The sequence below is a fragment of the Methylophaga lonarensis MPL genome, from assembly GCF_000349205.1.
In the GTDB taxonomy this organism is placed as follows: Bacteria; Pseudomonadota; Gammaproteobacteria; order Nitrosococcales; family Methylophagaceae; genus Methylophaga; species Methylophaga lonarensis.
On the sequence record NZ_APHR01000060.1, the window covers coordinates 1 to 17,241 of the forward strand.

Annotated in this window: 17 protein-coding genes; 11 read left to right on the plus strand and 6 right to left on the minus strand. The window is 52.0% G+C overall.

Annotated elements, in window-relative coordinates; all coding sequences use genetic code 11:
- Positions 1-351: 351 nt before the first annotated feature.
- The 8 genes from rluC (at position 352) to MPL1_RS10735 (ending at position 5,906) form a co-directional block, all read left to right on the plus strand.
- Positions 352-1,311: a 23S rRNA pseudouridine(955/2504/2580) synthase RluC gene (gene rluC / locus MPL1_RS10705; protein ID WP_009727152.1), complete on the plus strand. Its 960-nt coding sequence runs from the start codon at positions 352-354 to the stop codon at positions 1,309-1,311.
- Positions 1,308-1,964, plus strand: coding sequence for an HAD-IA family hydrolase (locus MPL1_RS10710; protein WP_009727153.1), 657 nt, complete (start codon positions 1,308-1,310; stop codon positions 1,962-1,964). Before rluC ends, MPL1_RS10710 begins: the two co-directional genes overlap by 4 nt.
- Positions 1,965-2,506: 542 nt before the next feature.
- Entirely contained in the window at positions 2,507-2,992 is a 486-nt protein-coding gene (locus tag MPL1_RS14180) for a S49 family peptidase (protein WP_235045575.1), read from the plus strand.
- Positions 2,992-3,123, plus strand: a complete 132-nt coding sequence (locus tag MPL1_RS14325) for a hypothetical protein (RefSeq protein WP_268743771.1) — start codon at positions 2,992-2,994, stop codon at positions 3,121-3,123. Before MPL1_RS14180 ends, MPL1_RS14325 begins: the two co-directional genes overlap by 1 nt.
- A 3-nt stretch (positions 3,124-3,126) precedes the next feature.
- Positions 3,127-3,975 carry an HDOD domain-containing protein gene (locus tag MPL1_RS10720; RefSeq protein ID WP_009727154.1) on the plus strand — a complete coding sequence of 283 codons (849 nt, stop codon included), beginning with the start codon at positions 3,127-3,129 and terminating at the stop codon, positions 3,973-3,975.
- A gap of 45 nt (positions 3,976-4,020) precedes the next feature.
- Complete coding sequence (locus MPL1_RS10725) at positions 4,021-4,668, plus strand: adenylate kinase (protein WP_009727155.1); 648 nt, start codon at positions 4,021-4,023, stop codon at positions 4,666-4,668.
- Positions 4,669-4,707: 39 nt separating this feature from the next.
- Positions 4,708-5,565 (plus strand): PfkB family carbohydrate kinase, encoded by an 858-nt coding sequence (locus MPL1_RS10730; RefSeq protein WP_009727156.1) that lies wholly within the window; start codon positions 4,708-4,710, stop codon positions 5,563-5,565.
- Complete coding sequence (locus MPL1_RS10735) at positions 5,562-5,906, plus strand: Rieske (2Fe-2S) protein (RefSeq protein ID WP_009727157.1); 345 nt, start codon at positions 5,562-5,564, stop codon at positions 5,904-5,906. Before MPL1_RS10730 ends, MPL1_RS10735 begins: the two co-directional genes overlap by 4 nt.
- Here MPL1_RS10735 and MPL1_RS10740 read toward each other — a convergent pair.
- The 6 genes from MPL1_RS10740 to leuA all read right to left on the minus strand — a co-directional run bounded on the left by MPL1_RS10740 (position 5,895) and on the right by leuA (position 14,700).
- A complete protein-coding gene (locus MPL1_RS10740) occupies positions 5,895-7,898 on the minus strand; it encodes a GNAT family N-acetyltransferase (protein WP_009727158.1) in 2,004 nt (667 codons plus the stop codon). The two genes, MPL1_RS10735 and MPL1_RS10740, sit on opposite strands and share 12 nt — an antisense overlap.
- Position 7,899: 1 nt before the next feature.
- Entirely contained in the window at positions 7,900-8,100 is a 201-nt protein-coding gene (locus MPL1_RS10745) for a SlyX family protein (protein ID WP_009727159.1), read from the minus strand.
- Between the two features lie 14 nt (positions 8,101-8,114).
- On the minus strand, positions 8,115-11,813 hold the full coding sequence (metH, locus tag MPL1_RS10750; RefSeq protein ID WP_009727160.1) for a methionine synthase: 3,699 nt from the start codon (positions 11,811-11,813) through the stop codon (positions 8,115-8,117).
- 85 nt (positions 11,814-11,898) lie between these two features.
- Positions 11,899-12,366 carry an LEA type 2 family protein gene (locus tag MPL1_RS10755; RefSeq protein WP_009727161.1) on the minus strand — a complete coding sequence of 156 codons (468 nt, stop codon included), beginning with the start codon at positions 12,364-12,366 and terminating at the stop codon, positions 11,899-11,901.
- A 142-nt stretch (positions 12,367-12,508) separates the two neighbouring features.
- On the minus strand, positions 12,509-12,784 hold the full coding sequence (locus MPL1_RS10760) for a hypothetical protein (RefSeq protein ID WP_009727162.1): 276 nt from the start codon (positions 12,782-12,784) through the stop codon (positions 12,509-12,511).
- A gap of 239 nt (positions 12,785-13,023) precedes the next feature.
- Positions 13,024-14,700 carry a 2-isopropylmalate synthase gene (gene leuA / locus MPL1_RS10770; RefSeq protein WP_009727164.1) on the minus strand — a complete coding sequence of 559 codons (1,677 nt, stop codon included), beginning with the start codon at positions 14,698-14,700 and terminating at the stop codon, positions 13,024-13,026.
- Between the two features lie 328 nt (positions 14,701-15,028).
- On the opposite strand from leuA, the gene MPL1_RS10775 reads away from it, so the two are divergent.
- From MPL1_RS10775 to MPL1_RS10785, 3 genes are all read left to right on the plus strand, one after another.
- A complete protein-coding gene (locus tag MPL1_RS10775) occupies positions 15,029-15,505 on the plus strand; it encodes an Lrp/AsnC family transcriptional regulator (protein WP_009727165.1) in 477 nt (158 codons plus the stop codon).
- Between the two features lie 84 nt (positions 15,506-15,589).
- Positions 15,590-16,630 (plus strand): Vgb family protein, encoded by a 1,041-nt coding sequence (locus MPL1_RS10780; RefSeq protein ID WP_009727166.1) that lies wholly within the window; start codon positions 15,590-15,592, stop codon positions 16,628-16,630.
- A 220-nt stretch (positions 16,631-16,850) separates the two neighbouring features.
- On the plus strand, positions 16,851-17,241 hold a 391-nt coding region (locus tag MPL1_RS10785; protein ID WP_009727167.1), incomplete at its 3' end, for a PIN domain-containing protein.

The window sequence follows — 17,241 nt, forward strand, 5'->3', positions numbered from 1 at the left end:
TACCGGCTTATCCGGCGCTCAAACAATGGTTGCGCCGATAGTGTCATTCATTAATTACCTACTGCTCTGTCCGGTAGAACTTTGTTCGTTATTCGATTGTCTCCCGGAGGTGGAACCGTTGTTCTCACCAGGACTCTTTGTCGAGCCCGTCATCTGCTGAACCCCTGTTCAGCCTTAAAATCTTTTCCCGCCGCCGCATCAACCTGTTAAATCCAGGGCGCGACGTTGCATTTTTGTTCAGGTCTTCAGAATTAAAAGTCGGTATACTGACCTCATTTTACCGACAGACCAGCGTGCGAATATATCAGTCTGTCTGAACATCGGCAACAATCGATTTTATCACAGGCAATCATGAACCAGTCCGCCTCTCAAGCACCCAGAGTTCAATTCATTACCATCAACGCCAATCAGGCGGGTCAGCGTATCGACAATTTTCTCATCAACATTGAGAAAGGTGTCCCCAAAAGCCGGATTTATCGTGCACTGCGCAAAGGTGAGGTCAGAGTTAACAAAGGACGCATCAAACAAACCTACAAATTACAGCAAGGCGATGAGGTCAGAATTCCGCCCCTCAGGGTCAGTGAACAAAAACCAGAAGCGCAGGTGAATGAAAAGCTGAGTCAAGAACTGCTCAGTAGCATTATTTTTGAAGATGAGCATTTACTGGTACTGAACAAACCGGCGGGCCTGGCGGTGCATGCCGGCTCAGGTATCCATACCGGCGTCATCGAAGCGTTTCGTCTGATCCGTCCTGAGCTGGATTTCCTCGAGCTGGTTCACCGGCTGGATCGTGAAACATCCGGTTGCTTGCTCATCGCCAAAAGCCGTGACTGCCTGCTCAATCTGCAACAACAAATGCTTGATAATGTGATGGACAAACATTATCTGACCTTGGTCAAGGGGCACTGGGCAGACCATGACACCCTCGTTGAACAGCCGCTGCTGAAGAACAGTCTTGACGGTGGCGAACGCATGGTGCGGATTGATCCGGCAGGCAAATATGCCAAGACCCAGTTTCTGGTGCATCGGCGGTTGAATAAGGCTGATCTGACTGAAGCGATCCTGTTTACTGGCAGAACGCATCAAATTCGTGTCCACGCCGCATTTTCCGGTCATCCATTAGCCGGTGACGAAAAATATGGTGATCGCCAATTCAATAAACAACTGAAAGCGCAAGGTCTCAAGCGCATGTTTCTGCATGCCTGGAAACTGCATATTCGTCATCCCGCAAGCAATGAAGCGCTGATGTTAATCGCGCCACTGCCTGCTGAACTGGAAACGCTGTGCCAACAACTCGAGACTGCCGGATGAACCAGTATCAGCTCATCGTATTTGACTGGGACGGCACCCTGATGGACTCCACAGGCCACATTGTGTTCTGCATGAAGCAGGCCATAGAAAAGCTCGAGTTAGCGCCGCTCTCTGATGAACAAATCAGTCATATCATCGGTCTGGGCCTCAATGAAGCCGTTCAAACCCTTTACCCCGGCAGCTCAGCTGCCCTGGTTCAGGCATTAGCCAATCAGTACCGGGAAATCTGGCTCAATCATCCGTATGAGTCACCACTGTTTGCTAACGCCAAAGAACTGCTGTCGCAACTCGCTGAACAAAATTATTTTCTGGCTGTTGCCACTGGCAAAAGCCGGCGCGGCCTTGATAAGGTTCTCACAAGCACCGGCCTTGCCGATATCTTCCATGCGACACGTTGCGCTGATGAGTCGCGATCAAAACCCAATCCGGAAATGTTACATGACATCTTTGACAGACTGGGGGTCTACGCTAAAGACACGCTGATGATCGGCGATACGGAATTTGACTTGCAGATGGCACACAATGCCGGTGCCGATAGCCTGGGCATCAGTCACGGCGCTCATTCAACCGAAAAACTGCTGGCCTGTCAGCCCAAAGCCTTGGTAGCAGACCTGTTTGAAGCCGAACACTGGCTGCATAGCGTATCTTGCTGATTTTGTTATTATGTATCGCTGACTTCACTTCAGGAACCCTGAGCAATGGCAACATTCGGAGATTTTCCACCGGAACACAAACAGCAGGAAAGCTCTGCTGACAACCAATCGCAGGACAGCTGGGAAAGACGTGTTCTACAGGATCTTGCCTACGCGGCCCTCAAAGAACAGCGGGCCAGCCGCCGCTGGGGTTATGTCTTCAAAGGTTTGTTCCTGCTCTATCTGGTCGCATTCCTGATAATCGCCATGCCTTCAGCCGATCTAAGCGTCAAGAAACCACACACGGCACTGGTTGAGATACAAGGCGTTATCGCTGCCAGTGCAGACGCCAATGCCGATAGCATTGTCACCGGTATGCGCCGAGCCTTTGAAAACCCGGATGCAAAAGCATTGATTCTTCGTCTCAATACGCCTGGTGGCAGTCCTGTTCAGGCAGGCATCATCAATGACGAACTGTATCGGCTAAGGGCAGAACGTCCTGACTTTCCGGTCAGTATGCTGTGGTTCAGGATATCTGCGCTTCCGGTGGCTACTACATCGCCGTGGCTGCCGATCAAATCTATGCTGACAAAGCCAGCATCGTGGGTTCAATCGGAGTTCGGATGGATGGTTTCGGCTACACGGAAGCCATTGAAAAGCTGGGTATTGAAAGACGAGCACTGACCGCCGGCGAACACAAATCATTCATGGACCCGTTTCTGCCGCTGCAACAAGATGATGTCGATCATGCACGCAGCTTGCTTGAAAACATTCATCAACAGTTCATTGATGTCGTCAAAACCGGCCGTGGCGATCGCTTAAAGGGTGGCACCGATCTGTTCAGCGGACTGGTCTGGTCAGGCGAGCAGGCACTCGAATTGGGTCTGATAGACGGCCTTGCCAGTGCAGGAACGGTGGCACGGGAAATCATTGGTCTTGAGGATATTGTTGACTACACACCACGTCCCAACTATCTGGACAGATTTGCAGGTCGTTTTGGTGCAAGTGTCGTCAATCACATCACGGCCCAGGGCTGGAGTCTTCGCTAATGGATCAACAACAGACGGAATCACTTGAAGAGAGGCAGGAACGGTTTTGTCACACGGACTTACAGCAGCCCTTGATCAAGTTGCTGTTTGAGTTTCAACTACCCGTGCCCAACAACACACCGGACGAGTAAGCGATGACACTGTCGGCCACATCGCTGGTAAATCGCTCGCTGGAACTGGTCTCGCCACCAAGCACCTACACTCGGCTGGATACCTTGATTCAGGATCCAGACAGCGCCATTGATGACTTTGCCAGCGTTATCAATACTGACCCGGCGCTGGCGACTCGCCTGCTGAAAATCGTTAATAGTCCGTTTTATGGTTTTCCATCGCAAATTAATACCATTTCTAGAGCGATCACCATTATCGGTACGCGCGAGCTCAATCATCTGGTGCTGGCAACTTCTGTGATGAACGCTTTCAGCGGCATTCCGAGTACGCTTATTAATATGGATAGTTTCTGGCAGCATAGTCTCGCCTGCGCCATGACTGCTCGGCAGCTGGCAAATGCCTGTGGTCAGCGAGGCACGGAAAGGCTGTTCACCGCAGGTTTGTTACACAATATTGGCAGTTTGGTGATGTATCAATCGCTACCAGAGTTAGCACGTGAAGCCATCAGCAGCGCCCGCTTTGGCAACGAAACCATCTTTCAGGCTGAACAACGCATCATTGGATTTGATCACAGCGAAGTCGGTGAAGCGCTGGCCTTGGCCTGGCGTTTGCCTGAATCATTGGTTGATACCATTCGTCATCATCACTACCCTGCCGAGGCCAAAACGGCCGCACTGGATGTAGCGATTGTGCATGTTGCCGATGTCATGGTCAGCGCAGTGCCATTTGGCCATGCCGGCGATGCACATGTCCCCCCTTTAGATCCAAATGCATGGCAATTGCTAGGGCTTGATCTGAACATCGTGCCGCAAATTCTGACGCAGATCAGTTTGCAACTGGACAGTCTGACTGCCACCATGCTGAAAACATAATAATATTCCCTTCCAAAAATAAAACTGAATTATCAAGAGGCAATCATGAGAACAGTGTTACTCGGCGCACCCGGTTCGGGCAAAGGTACCCAAGGGGTTTTTCTGTCAAAGCGCTTTAATATTCCTCAAATCTCTACCGGAGATCTACTTAGAGCCGCCGTCAGCGCTGGCACTGAATTGGGCAAGCAAGCCAAATCGGCAATGGACGCTGGTGCCCTGGTCTCTGATGAAATCGTTATTGGTCTGATTCGTGAGCGTTTGTCCGAAGCCGATACTCAAAACGGCTATATTCTGGATGGCTTTCCACGCAATATTCCGCAAGCCGAAGCGCTGGATGCCATGTTGTCTGATCTGGGTCAGCCGCTACAGGGTGTCGTGCTGCTGGATGTGCCTTTTGAAGAACTGATGCAACGGCTGACCGGCCGCCGTACCTGTAAAGATTGTGGCGCCATCTACAACATACATCTGTCACCCACCCGGGTTGAAGGCCAGTGTGATGCCTGTAATGGCGAACTGTTCCAACGTCAGGATGACAATGAAGAAACCATCGGCAACCGCCTTAAAGTTTACGAACAGCAGACCGCGCCGCTGATTGGCTATTATCAGCAGCAAGGCAAGCTGCACAGTGTCACCGGCACCGGTGATATGGATCAGATCACCCAGGCCGTAGGCCAGGTGTTTGACCAGCTGTAAGTCTCTATCAGGGCAGGCCCAGCCTGCCCTGTCAGTATCATGGCTCATATTCTCGCCATCGGCATCGCCACCCTCGACATCATCAATCAGGTGAGTCACTACCCGGCTGAAGACAGTGAAGTGCGCGCCGAACATCAGCAGTTCCGGCGTGGTGGCAATGCCACCAATACACTGGTAGTGCTCAGTCAACTGGGCCATCAATGCCAATGGGCTGGCGTGCTGGTTGACGAGCCGGATCTGCCGCTGATCCTCGCCGATCTGCAACAGCATCAAATTGACTATTCGGCCTGTCGGCGGTTAGCCAAGGGCAAGATGCCGACCTCTTACGTCACCCAAAGCATCAGCACTGGCAGCCGCAGCATTGTCCATTACCGTGACTGCCCGGAATTCAGCTTCGATGATTTTGGCCGGATTGATCTGCAAGCCATCGACTGGCTACATTTTGAAGGTCGCAATGTCGATGACACGCTGCGCATGATGCAACTGGCACGAACAAAGCGCCCAGAACTGATGCTGTCAGTGGAAATCGAAAAACCTCGCGAGCAGATCGAACAGCTGATACCAATGGCCGATGTGGTGATGCTGTCCAAAGTCTATGCTCAAAGCCGTGGTTTTGACTCGGCGACTGCGCTGCTCAACAGTCTAAGTGGTCCACAGTTGTTCAGCTGCACCTGGGGTGAACAAGGTGCCTGGCTGAAACAGGGCACGCAACTCTGGCACAGTCCGGCAACACCGCCGGCGCAACTGGTCGATACACTGGGTGCCGGTGATACCTTCAATGCCGGGTTGATTGACGCTTTAAGCCGCCAGTTACCCGCCGCACAGGCCTTGCAAATCGCCTGTGAACTGGCCGGGCGCAAATGTGGTCAGCAGGGTTTTACCGGGTTGGTGATATGAAAAAAGTACGGTTATGCCAATTGTCCGATCTGGCCGATCATCAAACCAAAGGCATTCAAGTGGCGCTGCCTGATGGCGAGCTGGATGTCATTGTGCTGCGCCTGAAAAAGCAGATCCACGCCTATCTGAACCACTGTCCACATCTGGGCGTGCCACTCAACTGGCAACCCGATGTGTTTTTGTCGCTGGAAGAAACTCATTTCCAGTGCAGCACGCATGGTGCCCTGTTCACACTGGAAGAAGGCTATTGCATCGTCGGTCCGTGCAGTGGTCAATCACTGGTCAAACTGAATACCGAAATTGATGATCAAGGCGCTGTTTATCTGATATCAAAGCAGTAATTGCACCGCCTGGCGGCACTGTTGCAGCAGTGTATTTTTACCGGGCAGTGCCAGTGCTTCAACCAGCTCGGCCTGTGACCATTGCTGCAATAACAAGCGAACCAATATGGCTTGCTGTTGCTGGCTCAGTTTCGCAAATTCCGGTGTATTCAGACGTGACCACAACCAGCGTTGCAGACTGAATTGACTGAAAGCCAACCCGCGCTGGCGCAGCGCAAATGCCTCAACTTCCTGCTGCTGTAGCGGATCAACCAGCACATCCGTCACCGGCAGCTGGCCACTCAATAACACGACTTCTGCTACCGGCAATTGCCGTAGCGATTGTGACAGCAAATACGGCCATTGCTGTGCCAGGCGTGTTTGCGCCTGTTGCAGCAATTGTTGACCGCTGGTTGATACAGCCTTGAGCATCACCAAGGCCTGACGGCCACTGACATGATCAACGGTCAATCCCGGCCGCACTGGCTGATAACCGTTAGCCAGCCAGAAACGCAGCAGTGGTTCACTGAGCGCAAAGCTGGTGCCTAACATCTCTGTGTCCAGCTCTGTCTCTACTTGCTGTAACAGGCTTGTGCCAAGCCCTCGCCCCTGCAAATTCGGATGCACGGCAATGCGCACAATGCGCTGGTAGTGATATTGGCCAGCGTCGGGCAGTCCGGCATGGGCCAGCAAGGTTTGCGGCAATAACTCCCCTTTAAGTCGACGCTCGCCAGCATAAACGGCATCGGCCAGTTCAGTGTTCAGAGGTCCCTCGGCCACCAGCCACAGGCAGGCTAAAATCTGTTCATCGGCCTGCAATACAAACAATCGCAAGTCCGGTTGATCCAACAGCAACTGCAAATCACTGGGCCGGGTTCGATAATGTGCCTGTACCAGCAAAGTGCTGATTTGCTGACAGTAAGCTTCGTTGGCCAGCAAGTCGTCGGCGCTGATCTCAACATAGTGCCATTCAGAGCGGTCAGGCAGCGTCTTCATATCAAGCTCGGCCAGCTCAGCATCCAGCAACAGTGCTCGGAAACTGAAGGCTTCCAGCTGATCATTGGCTGCCCAACGGATAGGTGTGTGCAGGCTATGGCTGTGCCAGCCCGGTGCGTGTTGATCCAGACACTGCCGAAAACGTGTGGCAAAACCACGACCACTGCCTTCATAGCCATGCACAGTGCTGGAAAAAACAATGCGTGAATACTGATTAAGCATTTCGGTCAGCATCGGCATTGGAATGGCCGCTGCTTCGTCAACCAGCAGCAAATCGAGTACAGGCTGTTCAGCCAACAGGCGATCCGGGGGAATAAACTGCAACTGTCGGTCCTGCCAATACAAGGTGTCTGCTTGAAACTGGGCGTCGGGCAAGGCCTGCAGGGCATGTTTAAAAACACTGGCGACACTGGCCTTTGATGGGGCCGTCAGGCCAATGACTTTGCGCCCCTGTTGCATCAATTGTGCTGCCGCCATGCCCAGCGCCGCACTTTTGCCTCGACCACGATCTGCGGTCAATACCAGCGGTCGACGTCGGTGACCAGTCAATACCTTTTCAATAGCAGTGATGGCCTGCTGTTGATCGAGCGTCACCGACTCGGCCGGGCTGGATGGATGGCACTGGGGTTCTGGCAATTTTTGTGAGGATTGCCACCACTGGATGGCATCACTGTCCAAAGCACACTGTCGGGCAATGTTCTGCAGACGTTGTTGCCAGCGGCTTTGCTTGGGTTGGGCCGGCAAAATCAGCAACAACACGCCACCGGCACACAGGCAACCAAAAATCGCCGCCAGACTGTCGGCACGCAGTAGCTCACTGCCGTCAAACACCAGCAAGTCAAGCTCCTGCCCCAGATAGTCCTGGGCCCGGCGCTGACTTCGAGCCACCACATCATCTTCAGCCGCCAGCCATAAACGCCGCTGCTCGTCATGCTGTAAAAACCAGGCTTCGATTTGTTGCCAGTGTTCAGCCTGCGGATCTGACAGAATCAGACAGCGACGTGACGGCAGCGTCATATCAATAATGCGGCGGTGGCGGCTCAAGGCCTGGATTGGCTTGTGGCTGTTGCATGGCTTCCATTTGCAGCAGGATTTTTTCGATACGCAGTTCCAGCTTGTCGATTTGCTGTTGCTGACTAATCAGCGCCAGATTCAATTCTTCAATCACGGTATCCTGAAACGCCAGTCGGGTTTGCAACTCGATAATATCTTCCTGCATCACATGCCTCCGGCTCAGTCATCGCCGTCATAGGACAAAGCGGGCGCCAGCCAGCGTTCGGCAGTGGCGAGATCCCAGCCCTTACGTTGCGCATAGTCCTCGACCTGATCCTGCTGGATTTTGCCCAGACCGAAATAGCGTGATTCCGGATGGGCAAAATAAAAGCCGCTAACCGCTGCTGTCGGCAACATGGCAAAACTCTCGGTCAGGGTCATGCCAATGCGCTTTTCGACATCCAGCAAGTCCCACAGCAAGCCTTTTTCAGTGTGATCCGGACAGGCCGGATAGCCCGGTGCCGGGCGAATGCCCTGATATTTTTCGTCAATCAGGGCTTCATTATCAAGCTGTTCATCTGGCACATAGCCCCAGATTTGCTTGCGTACCAACTCATGCATACGCTCAGCAAAGGCTTCAGCCAGTCGATCCGCCAGCGCCTTGAGCATGATGCTGTGATAGTCATCATGATCCTCTTCAAAACGCTCAACATGTTCATCAATGCCGATGCCCGCAGTCACCGCAAATGCACCGATGTAATCCGCAACACCACTGTCTTTTGGTGCGATGAAATCTGCCAGCGCGGCATTAGGCCGACCCGGTGGCCGCTCGCCCTGCTGACGCAAGGAATGCAGTGTCATCAACACCTCGCTGCGGCTGTCATCGGTGTAGATTTCAATATCATCATCGCCGACACTGTTGGCCGGAAACAGGCCAATCACTGCCCGCGCTTGCAACCATTTCTCATCGACGATCTGTTGCAGCATCTTCTGAGCATCATTAAACAGATGAGTGGCGTGTTCACCAACGATTTCATCTTGCAGAATGCGCGGGAAACGACCGGCCAGTTCCCATGACTGGAAAAACGGCGTCCAGTCGATACGATCCACCAGTTCCTGCAAGGGATAATCGTCAAACACCTGAATGCCCGGCTGTTTGGGCACGGTCGGTTGATAGCTGGCCCAGTCAATTTTGCTCTTATTGGCCCGTGCCGCGGCCAATGACAACATCGGCCGCTGATTCTTGCGCCCCTGATGGCGCTCACGCTTGTCGGCATAATCCTGTTTCAGCTTGCTGACAAACTCATCACGGCTAATTTTGCTGACCAGATGCTGGGCCACACCAACGGCGCGCGAGGCATCTTTTACATAAATGACCGGGCCGTGATAGTTGGGGTCAATTTTCACCGCGGTATGGATCAGCGAGGTGGTCGCACCACCAATCATCAACGGCATATCAAAACCGAGCCGCTGCATTTCCTTGGCCATATGCACCATTTCATCCAGCGATGGCGTGATCAGGCCCGACAAACCAATGATATCGACATTTTCCTTGCGGGCCGTGTCAAGAATGGTCTGCGCTGGCACCATGACGCCGAGATCGATGATTTCAAAGTTGTTGCACTGCAACACCACGCCGACAATATTCTTGCCGATATCATGGACATCGCCCTTGACCGTCGCCATCAGGATCTTGCCGTTGCTGCTGCTGACAGTGCTGTCATCTTTTTCAGCTTCGATGAATGGCATTAGATAAGCCACAGCTTTTTTCATGACCCGCGCCGATTTGACCACCTGTGGCAGGAACATTTTGCCTTCGCCAAACAGATCGCCAACCACGTTCATGCCATCCATCAATGGCCCTTCAATGACCTCCAATGGCCGGTCATACAGTTGCCGGGCAGCTTCAACATCCTCATCGACAAAATCGGCAACACCCTTGACCAGCGCATGTTCCAGCCGTTTGACCACTGGCCAGCTGCGCCATTCAAGATCTTCCTGTTTTTGTACGGCACCGCCGCCACGGTAATTTTCGGCAATTTCCAGCAGCCGATCGGTGGCATCATCACGCCGATTAAGCACCACGTCCTCAACCCGCTCACGCAGCTCGGCTGGCAAGTCATCATAAATAGCCAACTGACCGGCGTTGACAATGCCCATGTCCATACCGGCTTTGATGGTGTGATACAGAAACACCGCATGAATCGCCTCGCGCACAGGATCATTGCCACGGAAGGAAAACGACACGTTAGACACACCGCCACTGATCAGTGCATGCGGCAAGCTTTGTTTGATGTCATGGGTGGCTTCGATGAAATCCACGGCATAGTTGTTATGCTCATCGATACCGGTCGCCACAGCAAAGATATTCGGGTCAAAAATGATATCTTCCGGCGGGAAATGTACTTTTTCTGTGAGCACCTCGTAGCTGCGGGTACAAATCTCGCGCTTGCGCTCACGGGTATCGGCCTGACCGTCTTCGTCAAAGGCCATAACAATAACCGCCGCGCCATAACGGCGCACCAGCTTGGCCTGCTCGATAAACTTGTCTTCGCCTTCCTTGAGGCTGATCGAGTTAACGATGCCCTTGCCCTGAATACATTTCAGACCGGCTTCGATGACTTCCCATTTTGATGAGTCGATCATGATCGGCACTCGGCTGATATCCGGTTCGGCGGCGATCAGATTCAGGAAAGTGACCATCGCTTCCTGGGAGTCGAGCATGCCCTCGTCCATGTTGATATCGATGATCTGTGCGCCGTTTTCGACCTGTTGTCGGGCCACTTCCAGCGCCGTGTCGTAATCACCTTCCTTGATCAATCGGGCAAACCGCAGCGAGCCGGTGACATTGGTACGTTCACCGACGTTAACAAACAGTGAATCCGGCGTGATGTTGAGCGGCTCCAGGCCACTGAGACGGCAATGATGTTTGTTTTCCGGCACCACTCGAGGCTTGAACTCTGCCACCGCCTCGGCAATGGCTTTGATATGCGCTGGTGTGGTGCCACAGCAACCGCCGACAATATTCAAAAATCCAGACTCGGCCCACTCACGGATCTGCACCGCCATTTCTTCAGGCGTTTCGTCATATTCACCAAACTCGTTGGGCAGACCGGCGTTAGGGTGAGCACTGACATGGCAGGTAACAATGCCGGACAGCTCTTCTACATGCTGACGCAGCTGGTCGGCACCCAGCGCACAGTTCAGACCAATCGACAACGGTTGGATATGGGATACCGAATTCCAGAATGCTTCGGCAGTCTGCCCTGACAGGGTCCGGCCACTGGCATCGGTAATGGTGCCGGAAATCATCACCGGCAGATGCAGGCCATGCTGTTCAAAATAGCTGTCGATGGCAAACAGCGCTGCCTTGGCATTCAAGGTATCGAATACCGTTTCCACCAGCAGCAAATCACTACCGCCCTCGACCAGACCGTGAATCGCTTCCAGATACGCTTCAACCAGCTCATCAAAGGTGACGTTACGAAAGCCCGGATTATTCACATCCGGCGAAATACTGGCGGTGCGGTTGGTAGGACCAAGCACACCGGCTACAAAGCGTGGCTTGTCTGGGTTTTCGGCAGTAAAACTGTCGGCAACTTCTCGCGCCAGCCGGGCTGACTCAAAATTCAGCTCATAGACCAGATCTTCCATCTGGTAATCAGCCATGGCAATCGAGGTGCCGTTAAAGGTATTGGTTTCGACAATATCAGCACCCGCAGCAAAATAGGCGTGGTGAATATCGCGAATGATCTTTGGCTGGGTCAGCGACAGCAGATCGTTATTGCCTTTGAGATCGCAGGGATGATCGGCAAAACGTGCGCCACGATAATCGGCTTCGTTCAGTTGATAGCTCTGGATCAGCGTGCCCATCCCGCCATCAAGAATCAGAATACGCTGTTGCAGCAGATTACGCAGTTGGTGAAAAGCCGTTGTCAAAATGGTTGTCCTGTCAGGCTGTTAAAGTCAGAAAAAACAGCCGATTATAACAGATAGCAATAGCCTGCTGGCAGGCATTGTTGTGCTAGGGTGATTGGCTGGTCAAGCCAAAACGGCCCGTTTCCTCGACATCAATAAACGGTACAAAACGACCCACATCCAGCCGCGCCTTGAAACTGTAGCCAAGACTGTCTTTCTGACCGGAAAACAACTCGCTCAACAAACGGGCACTACCAAACAGATCCGGGCTGGCCTGAATGACAAATTCAGCCGTGCCATAGCCGGGCACTCTGGGCAAATCAGGCGTGGCACCGGTCAGGATGCGATTGCCTTCAACATCAACCTGATAGGTCATGCCTTTGAGCGGTAAAGCAGTTCGGTTTGGATTCACCACTTGAACACCAATATCAAAACGCGGTGCCATGCCCGTTGACCCTGGCGCCAAGGCAAAGGAAGTGATATTCACTTGCGGATTTTCAAAACTGCCAACGCCAGCGCAGCCACTTAACAACAGCATCAGCAAAGCACTCAGCAAAACACCCAGACGTTTCATCAGCGACTCCCGCAATTCAGTGATTGCATCAGTTTAACTAAAAATCACTAACAATGATGTCGTTTAATCGCACGTGGATTTCAGGCAAAAAAAAGCCCACGCCTTGCGGCGTGGGCAGTTTGTTCTGAAACAGATGACCCGCTTACATACCACGATCTCTCAATCGATCGCGCTCATCCATCTGATGCGCTGGATGTTCCTGATTTTTGCGGTAGCGTTTGTTTTTATCTTTGTCTTTATTATCTTTCCACTGATACTCGCCATGTTGCTTGACAGCATCCTTGCCTTGAGGTGCGACAGACTCATCCATCTGATGTGCAGGATGTTTGGCACCATCGGCACCGTGTTTGTCAGCGAGCACGGGTGTCGTCGCAAACATTGCTGTCAGGACGGCTGTATAAAAACCTTGTTTTAACATGGTGTCCTCCAAATTTATTAGTCAATGGCTGATGCAATCTGAACGTCTATGCATCAGGCTCGGTACCACCCTAACCAACAAAAGGCGCAGGATCAAATAGCTAAAAAATTACAGATACCATATAAATATCAAATAGTTAAAAACGAAATCAGGCTAAATCAAGGATTTTCACTAGCCACCTTTGTGAATGATTTCCTGCAACTATCGGTCATTACTCCCACCGCTACAGCACAGCACCATCAGGCCGCTTGAGCCATAACATTGCTATGACGATTAACACCGTTGATGATGGCTTTAATGGCGGCCCGGCTGATGTTTTTATCCTGCCCAACACCAAACACGGGTGCAGAGTCACCAATCCTGATTTCGACGTAGCACACCGCTTCAGCATCGGCACCACTGCCTATGCCGTGCTCGTGATAATCAATCACACTGACCGGCTGTGCAATTTCACCCGCCAAGGCAGCGGCAGCGGCATCGACCGGTCCGGTGCCCACAGCCTGCACACTCAGTAATTGCTGCTGATAGTGCAATTCGATTTCTGCTCGTGCCTGCTCAGCACTACTGTCATGCACACGACTGCCAACAAAACGATAAGGCGCATCAATTTGCAGGTAAGCTTGCTCAAACAGGGCCACAATCTCAGCACCATTAATTTCCCGTCCCGTTGTGTCGCTGACTTTCTGGACAAGCTTGCTAAACTCAATCTGTAATCGACGTGGCAATTCAAAACCCGCCTGCTGTTGTAACAAAAAGCTGACACCGCCTTTACCAGACTGGCTGTTGACTCGCACCACGGCATCGTAACTGCGGCCCAAATCTGCCGGATCGACTGGTAAGTATGGAACTGCCCAGTAGCCCTGCGGATCCTGAACAGCAAAGCCTTTTTTGATGGCATCCTGATGCGATCCGGAAAATGCCGTGAATACCAGCTCACCCGCATAAGGGTGGCGAGGATGAACCGGGATCTTGGTGCTTTGCTCGACCAATTGGCGCACTTGATCGATTTGGGAAAAATCCAGCCCCGGATGAATGCCTTGTGAATACAAGTTCAAGGCCAGCGTCACCAAATCAACATTACCGGTGCGCTCTCCATTACCAAACAAGCATCCCTCAACCCGATCAGCACCCGCCATCACGGCCAATTCGGCAGCCGCAACCGCAGTGCCGCGATCGTTGTGTGGGTGCACACTCAAAACAATGCTGTCACGTCGCTGCAAATTCCGATGCATCCATTCAATCTGGTCAGCATAGGTATTGGGCGTAGACATTTCCACGGTGGCTGGCAAGTTGAGAATCATCTTGCGTTCAGGGGTCGGCTGCCAGATGGCTGACACTGCATCACACACTTCCTTGGCAAACTCGAGCTCAGTGCTGGAAAAAGCCTCAGGAGAATATTGATAGACCCATTGGGTGTCCGGCTGCTCGGCTGTCAATTGCTTGATCCAGCGAGTCCCCTGCTCTGCCAGCGCCTTGACCCCGGCTTTATCGGTACGATAGACAATGTCACGAAAATCCGGCGCCGTCGGGTTGTACATATGCACAATCGCCCGGCGAGCACCCTGTAATGATTTGACTGTTCGCTCAATCAAATCCTGACGCGCCTGGGTCAATACCTCAATGGTCACATCCTCTGGAATCGCAGCTTCTTCAATCAGTCTGCGAACAAAATTGAAATCAGTTTCCGAGGCCGATGGAAACCCCACCTCAATCTCTTTGAAACCCATTTCCACCAGCGCTTTGAAAAAACGCATTTTGGTCTCGACCGACATAGGATCAATCAACGCCTGATTACCATCACGCAGATCTGTGCTCATCCAGATGGGCGCACGATCAATGACTTTGGCCGGCCATTGGCGATCGTTAAGCTGAATCGGCTGAAATCGACGATATTTAGTGGCGGGATGTTCAAGCATCGGAGCTTCCTTAGTCTGTCTGTTTGAGGTTTGCCATGCGAGCAGCCAATAATGACCGCCCGCGCCGGGAGTGTGGACCGACAGGCTGAGTGGATATTCAGCTTGTGCTCAACCACGCTAAGTGACTTTTGATCAGTTTGTGTGGTTGATGCCAGACGTGCTTGTGACACATCACACTCCGGTTCAAGGCATGTGAGACAGTATAGTTCGCCAGCTCAGAAATTAAATTTCAAAAACGCCTTAAAATTATTCTTTTTAAGCATATAATTGCTTAAATGATATTAAAATTAAAACAATCCACCATTGAAATTTAAAACGGGGAATTGATATGCCTGAGCAACTCGATAAATATGACCGGCAGATACTGACGCTTTTGCAAAAAAACGGGCGAATCACCAACCAGGAGCTGGCAGAAGCGATCAGTTTGTCGCCGTCACCGACCTTGCGCCGGGTTAAACAACTGGAAGAGTCCGGTCTGATTGATGGCTATGTTGCGTTGCTGAGTGCCCGCAAGCTGGGCCTCACCTTGATGGCTTTTATTGGCATCAGCATGGATAAACACACTCCGGAACGTTTTGCTGCTTTGGAACAAAGTCTGGCGCTCTATCCAGAAGTACTGGAATGTCATCTAATCACAGGCCAAACCGCTGATTACCTGCTTAAAGTCATCGTTCGGGATATGGATGCCTATCAGCAATTTCTGCTCAACAAATTGACACGTATCGAGGGTGTTACCGGCGTGCATACCTCATTTGTAATGAAATCGCCGATTAACAGCACTGCGCTGCCTGTCATTCAGTCTTGAACTGTTGCTTGTGGATGAACACGCACTTTTTGTGCTGACGCTGGTCAAGAATGATTCAGTGTCAAACAAGGAGGGAGTTTCATCATGCGCAGTGCAACTGCATTTTGCTCACGACTGACAAGCGCTGGCTTGGCTACATTGTTACTGATGATGCCCGGCATCAGCCAGGCCGACTCTGAGCAGTCATTACCAGCCATGCTGGAAATCACAGAATGGCAAGTCCCCTGGCCTGACAGCCGACCTCGCGATCCTTATATGTCTCCCGATGGTTCAGTGTGGTTTGTTGGTCAAATCACCAGCTATCTGGCGAAACTGGATCCCGACAGTGGTGACATGATCAAGTTTGATCTCGGAGAAGCCGGACCACACACGGTGATTGTTGATAACAACGGCACGCCCTGGTATGCCGGCAATCGGGACCAGCACATCGGCAAGGTCAATCCCGAAACCGGCGAGATCACACGTTTTGATATGCCGGATGGTGTCAATGATCCGCACACCATGGACTGGACCTCGGATGGCAATATCTGGTTTACCGTACAACGTTCTGGCAATTCAGGCTTCATTGGCAAATTATCAACACGAACCGGCGATACTAAACTCATAAAGGTTCCCGGTAATCAGTATCGCCCCTACGGCCTGGTGGTCGATTCTCAGGATCGTCCATGGATAGCATTTATGGGTACCAATGCCATCGGCACTGTCGATCCGGAGAGTATGGAACTGCGTATTATCCAAACGCCTGATGCGGACAGCCGCATACGTCGAATCGGTGTGACCTCAGATGATCGTGTCTGGTGGGTGGATGCAGCCGTCGGATTTCTCGGTGTCTATGATCCGAGTGATGACAGTATGAAGCAATGGTTGACCCCAGGCGGTGAAGCCAGTGGTTTGTATGCCATGACGGTCGATCATCTGGATCGCATCTGGTATGTAGAAACAGGCCATATGCCCAATCGTTTCATCGGCTTTGACAGCCACAGCGAACAATTTATTGCCGTTGACGAGGTACCGTCAGGCGGTGCTGCTGTCAGACATATGGTGTTTGATACCAATATCAACGCTATCTGGTTTGGCACTGATACTCACACCATTGGCCGGGCCAAAGTCCCTGACCATCAGTAAGCATTACTGACACCCTGCGCATCAGCCACCGATAATGAATCGGTGGCTGATGCGCAGGGTGAATGCCCACGAACGTCCGAAAGTCACTCAGCCGATCAATCAAACGGCATTGTCACTGACAAACTATCCAATAGAATCCATCACAGCCCCTTTGCAGGCTAGCCTGCTTCGCTCATAATCAATCGGGGATCTGTCAATCAAACAAGAGGAATGTATTCGAATGATCAAACGACCAGCGACCGGCCGCCGCCTGTTTGTGCTTGATACCAACGTATTGATGCATGATCCGACCGCACTATTTCGCTTTGATGAACATGACATTTACTTGCCGATGGTGGTGCTTGAGGAGCTTGACCGTGGTAAGAAAGGTTTATCCGAGGTGTCGCGCAATGTGCGTCAGGTGAGTCGCTTCCTTGATGATCTGCTGTTACAGGCTCCTGATAATGATGCCATCACCGATGGTATCCCCCTGCCTAGTGTTACCAGCGAGAACATGCCCGATGCCAGTGGTCGCCTGTTTTTTCAGACTGCACAAATTCCGCATGAATTGCCCAAGGAACTACCGGGGCATTCCGGCGACAACTCGATTTTATCCGTCGCCATTCACCTGA

Coding starts and splice junctions, on each gene's coding strand:
- rluC (WP_009727152.1), top strand. CDS start 352: ATGAACCAGTCCGCCTCTCAAGCACCCAGAGTTCAATTCATTACCATC.
- MPL1_RS10710 (WP_009727153.1), top strand. CDS start 1,308: ATGAACCAGTATCAGCTCATCGTATTTGACTGGGACGGCACCCTGATG.
- MPL1_RS14325 (WP_268743771.1), top strand. CDS start 2,992: ATGGATCAACAACAGACGGAATCACTTGAAGAGAGGCAGGAACGGTTT.
- MPL1_RS10720 (WP_009727154.1), top strand. CDS start 3,127: ATGACACTGTCGGCCACATCGCTGGTAAATCGCTCGCTGGAACTGGTC.
- MPL1_RS10725 (WP_009727155.1), top strand. CDS start 4,021: ATGAGAACAGTGTTACTCGGCGCACCCGGTTCGGGCAAAGGTACCCAA.
- MPL1_RS10730 (WP_009727156.1), top strand. CDS start 4,708: ATGGCTCATATTCTCGCCATCGGCATCGCCACCCTCGACATCATCAAT.
- MPL1_RS10735 (WP_009727157.1), top strand. CDS start 5,562: ATGAAAAAAGTACGGTTATGCCAATTGTCCGATCTGGCCGATCATCAA.
- MPL1_RS10740 (WP_009727158.1), bottom strand. CDS start 7,898: ATGACGCTGCCGTCACGTCGCTGTCTGATTCTGTCAGATCCGCAGGCT.
- MPL1_RS10745 (WP_009727159.1), bottom strand. CDS start 8,100: ATGCAGGAAGATATTATCGAGTTGCAAACCCGACTGGCGTTTCAGGAT.
- MPL1_RS10755 (WP_009727161.1), bottom strand. CDS start 12,366: ATGAAACGTCTGGGTGTTTTGCTGAGTGCTTTGCTGATGCTGTTGTTA.
- MPL1_RS10760 (WP_009727162.1), bottom strand. CDS start 12,784: ATGTTAAAACAAGGTTTTTATACAGCCGTCCTGACAGCAATGTTTGCG.
- leuA (WP_009727164.1), bottom strand. CDS start 14,700: ATGCTTGAACATCCCGCCACTAAATATCGTCGATTTCAGCCGATTCAG.
- MPL1_RS10775 (WP_009727165.1), top strand. CDS start 15,029: ATGCCTGAGCAACTCGATAAATATGACCGGCAGATACTGACGCTTTTG.
- MPL1_RS10780 (WP_009727166.1), top strand. CDS start 15,590: ATGCGCAGTGCAACTGCATTTTGCTCACGACTGACAAGCGCTGGCTTG.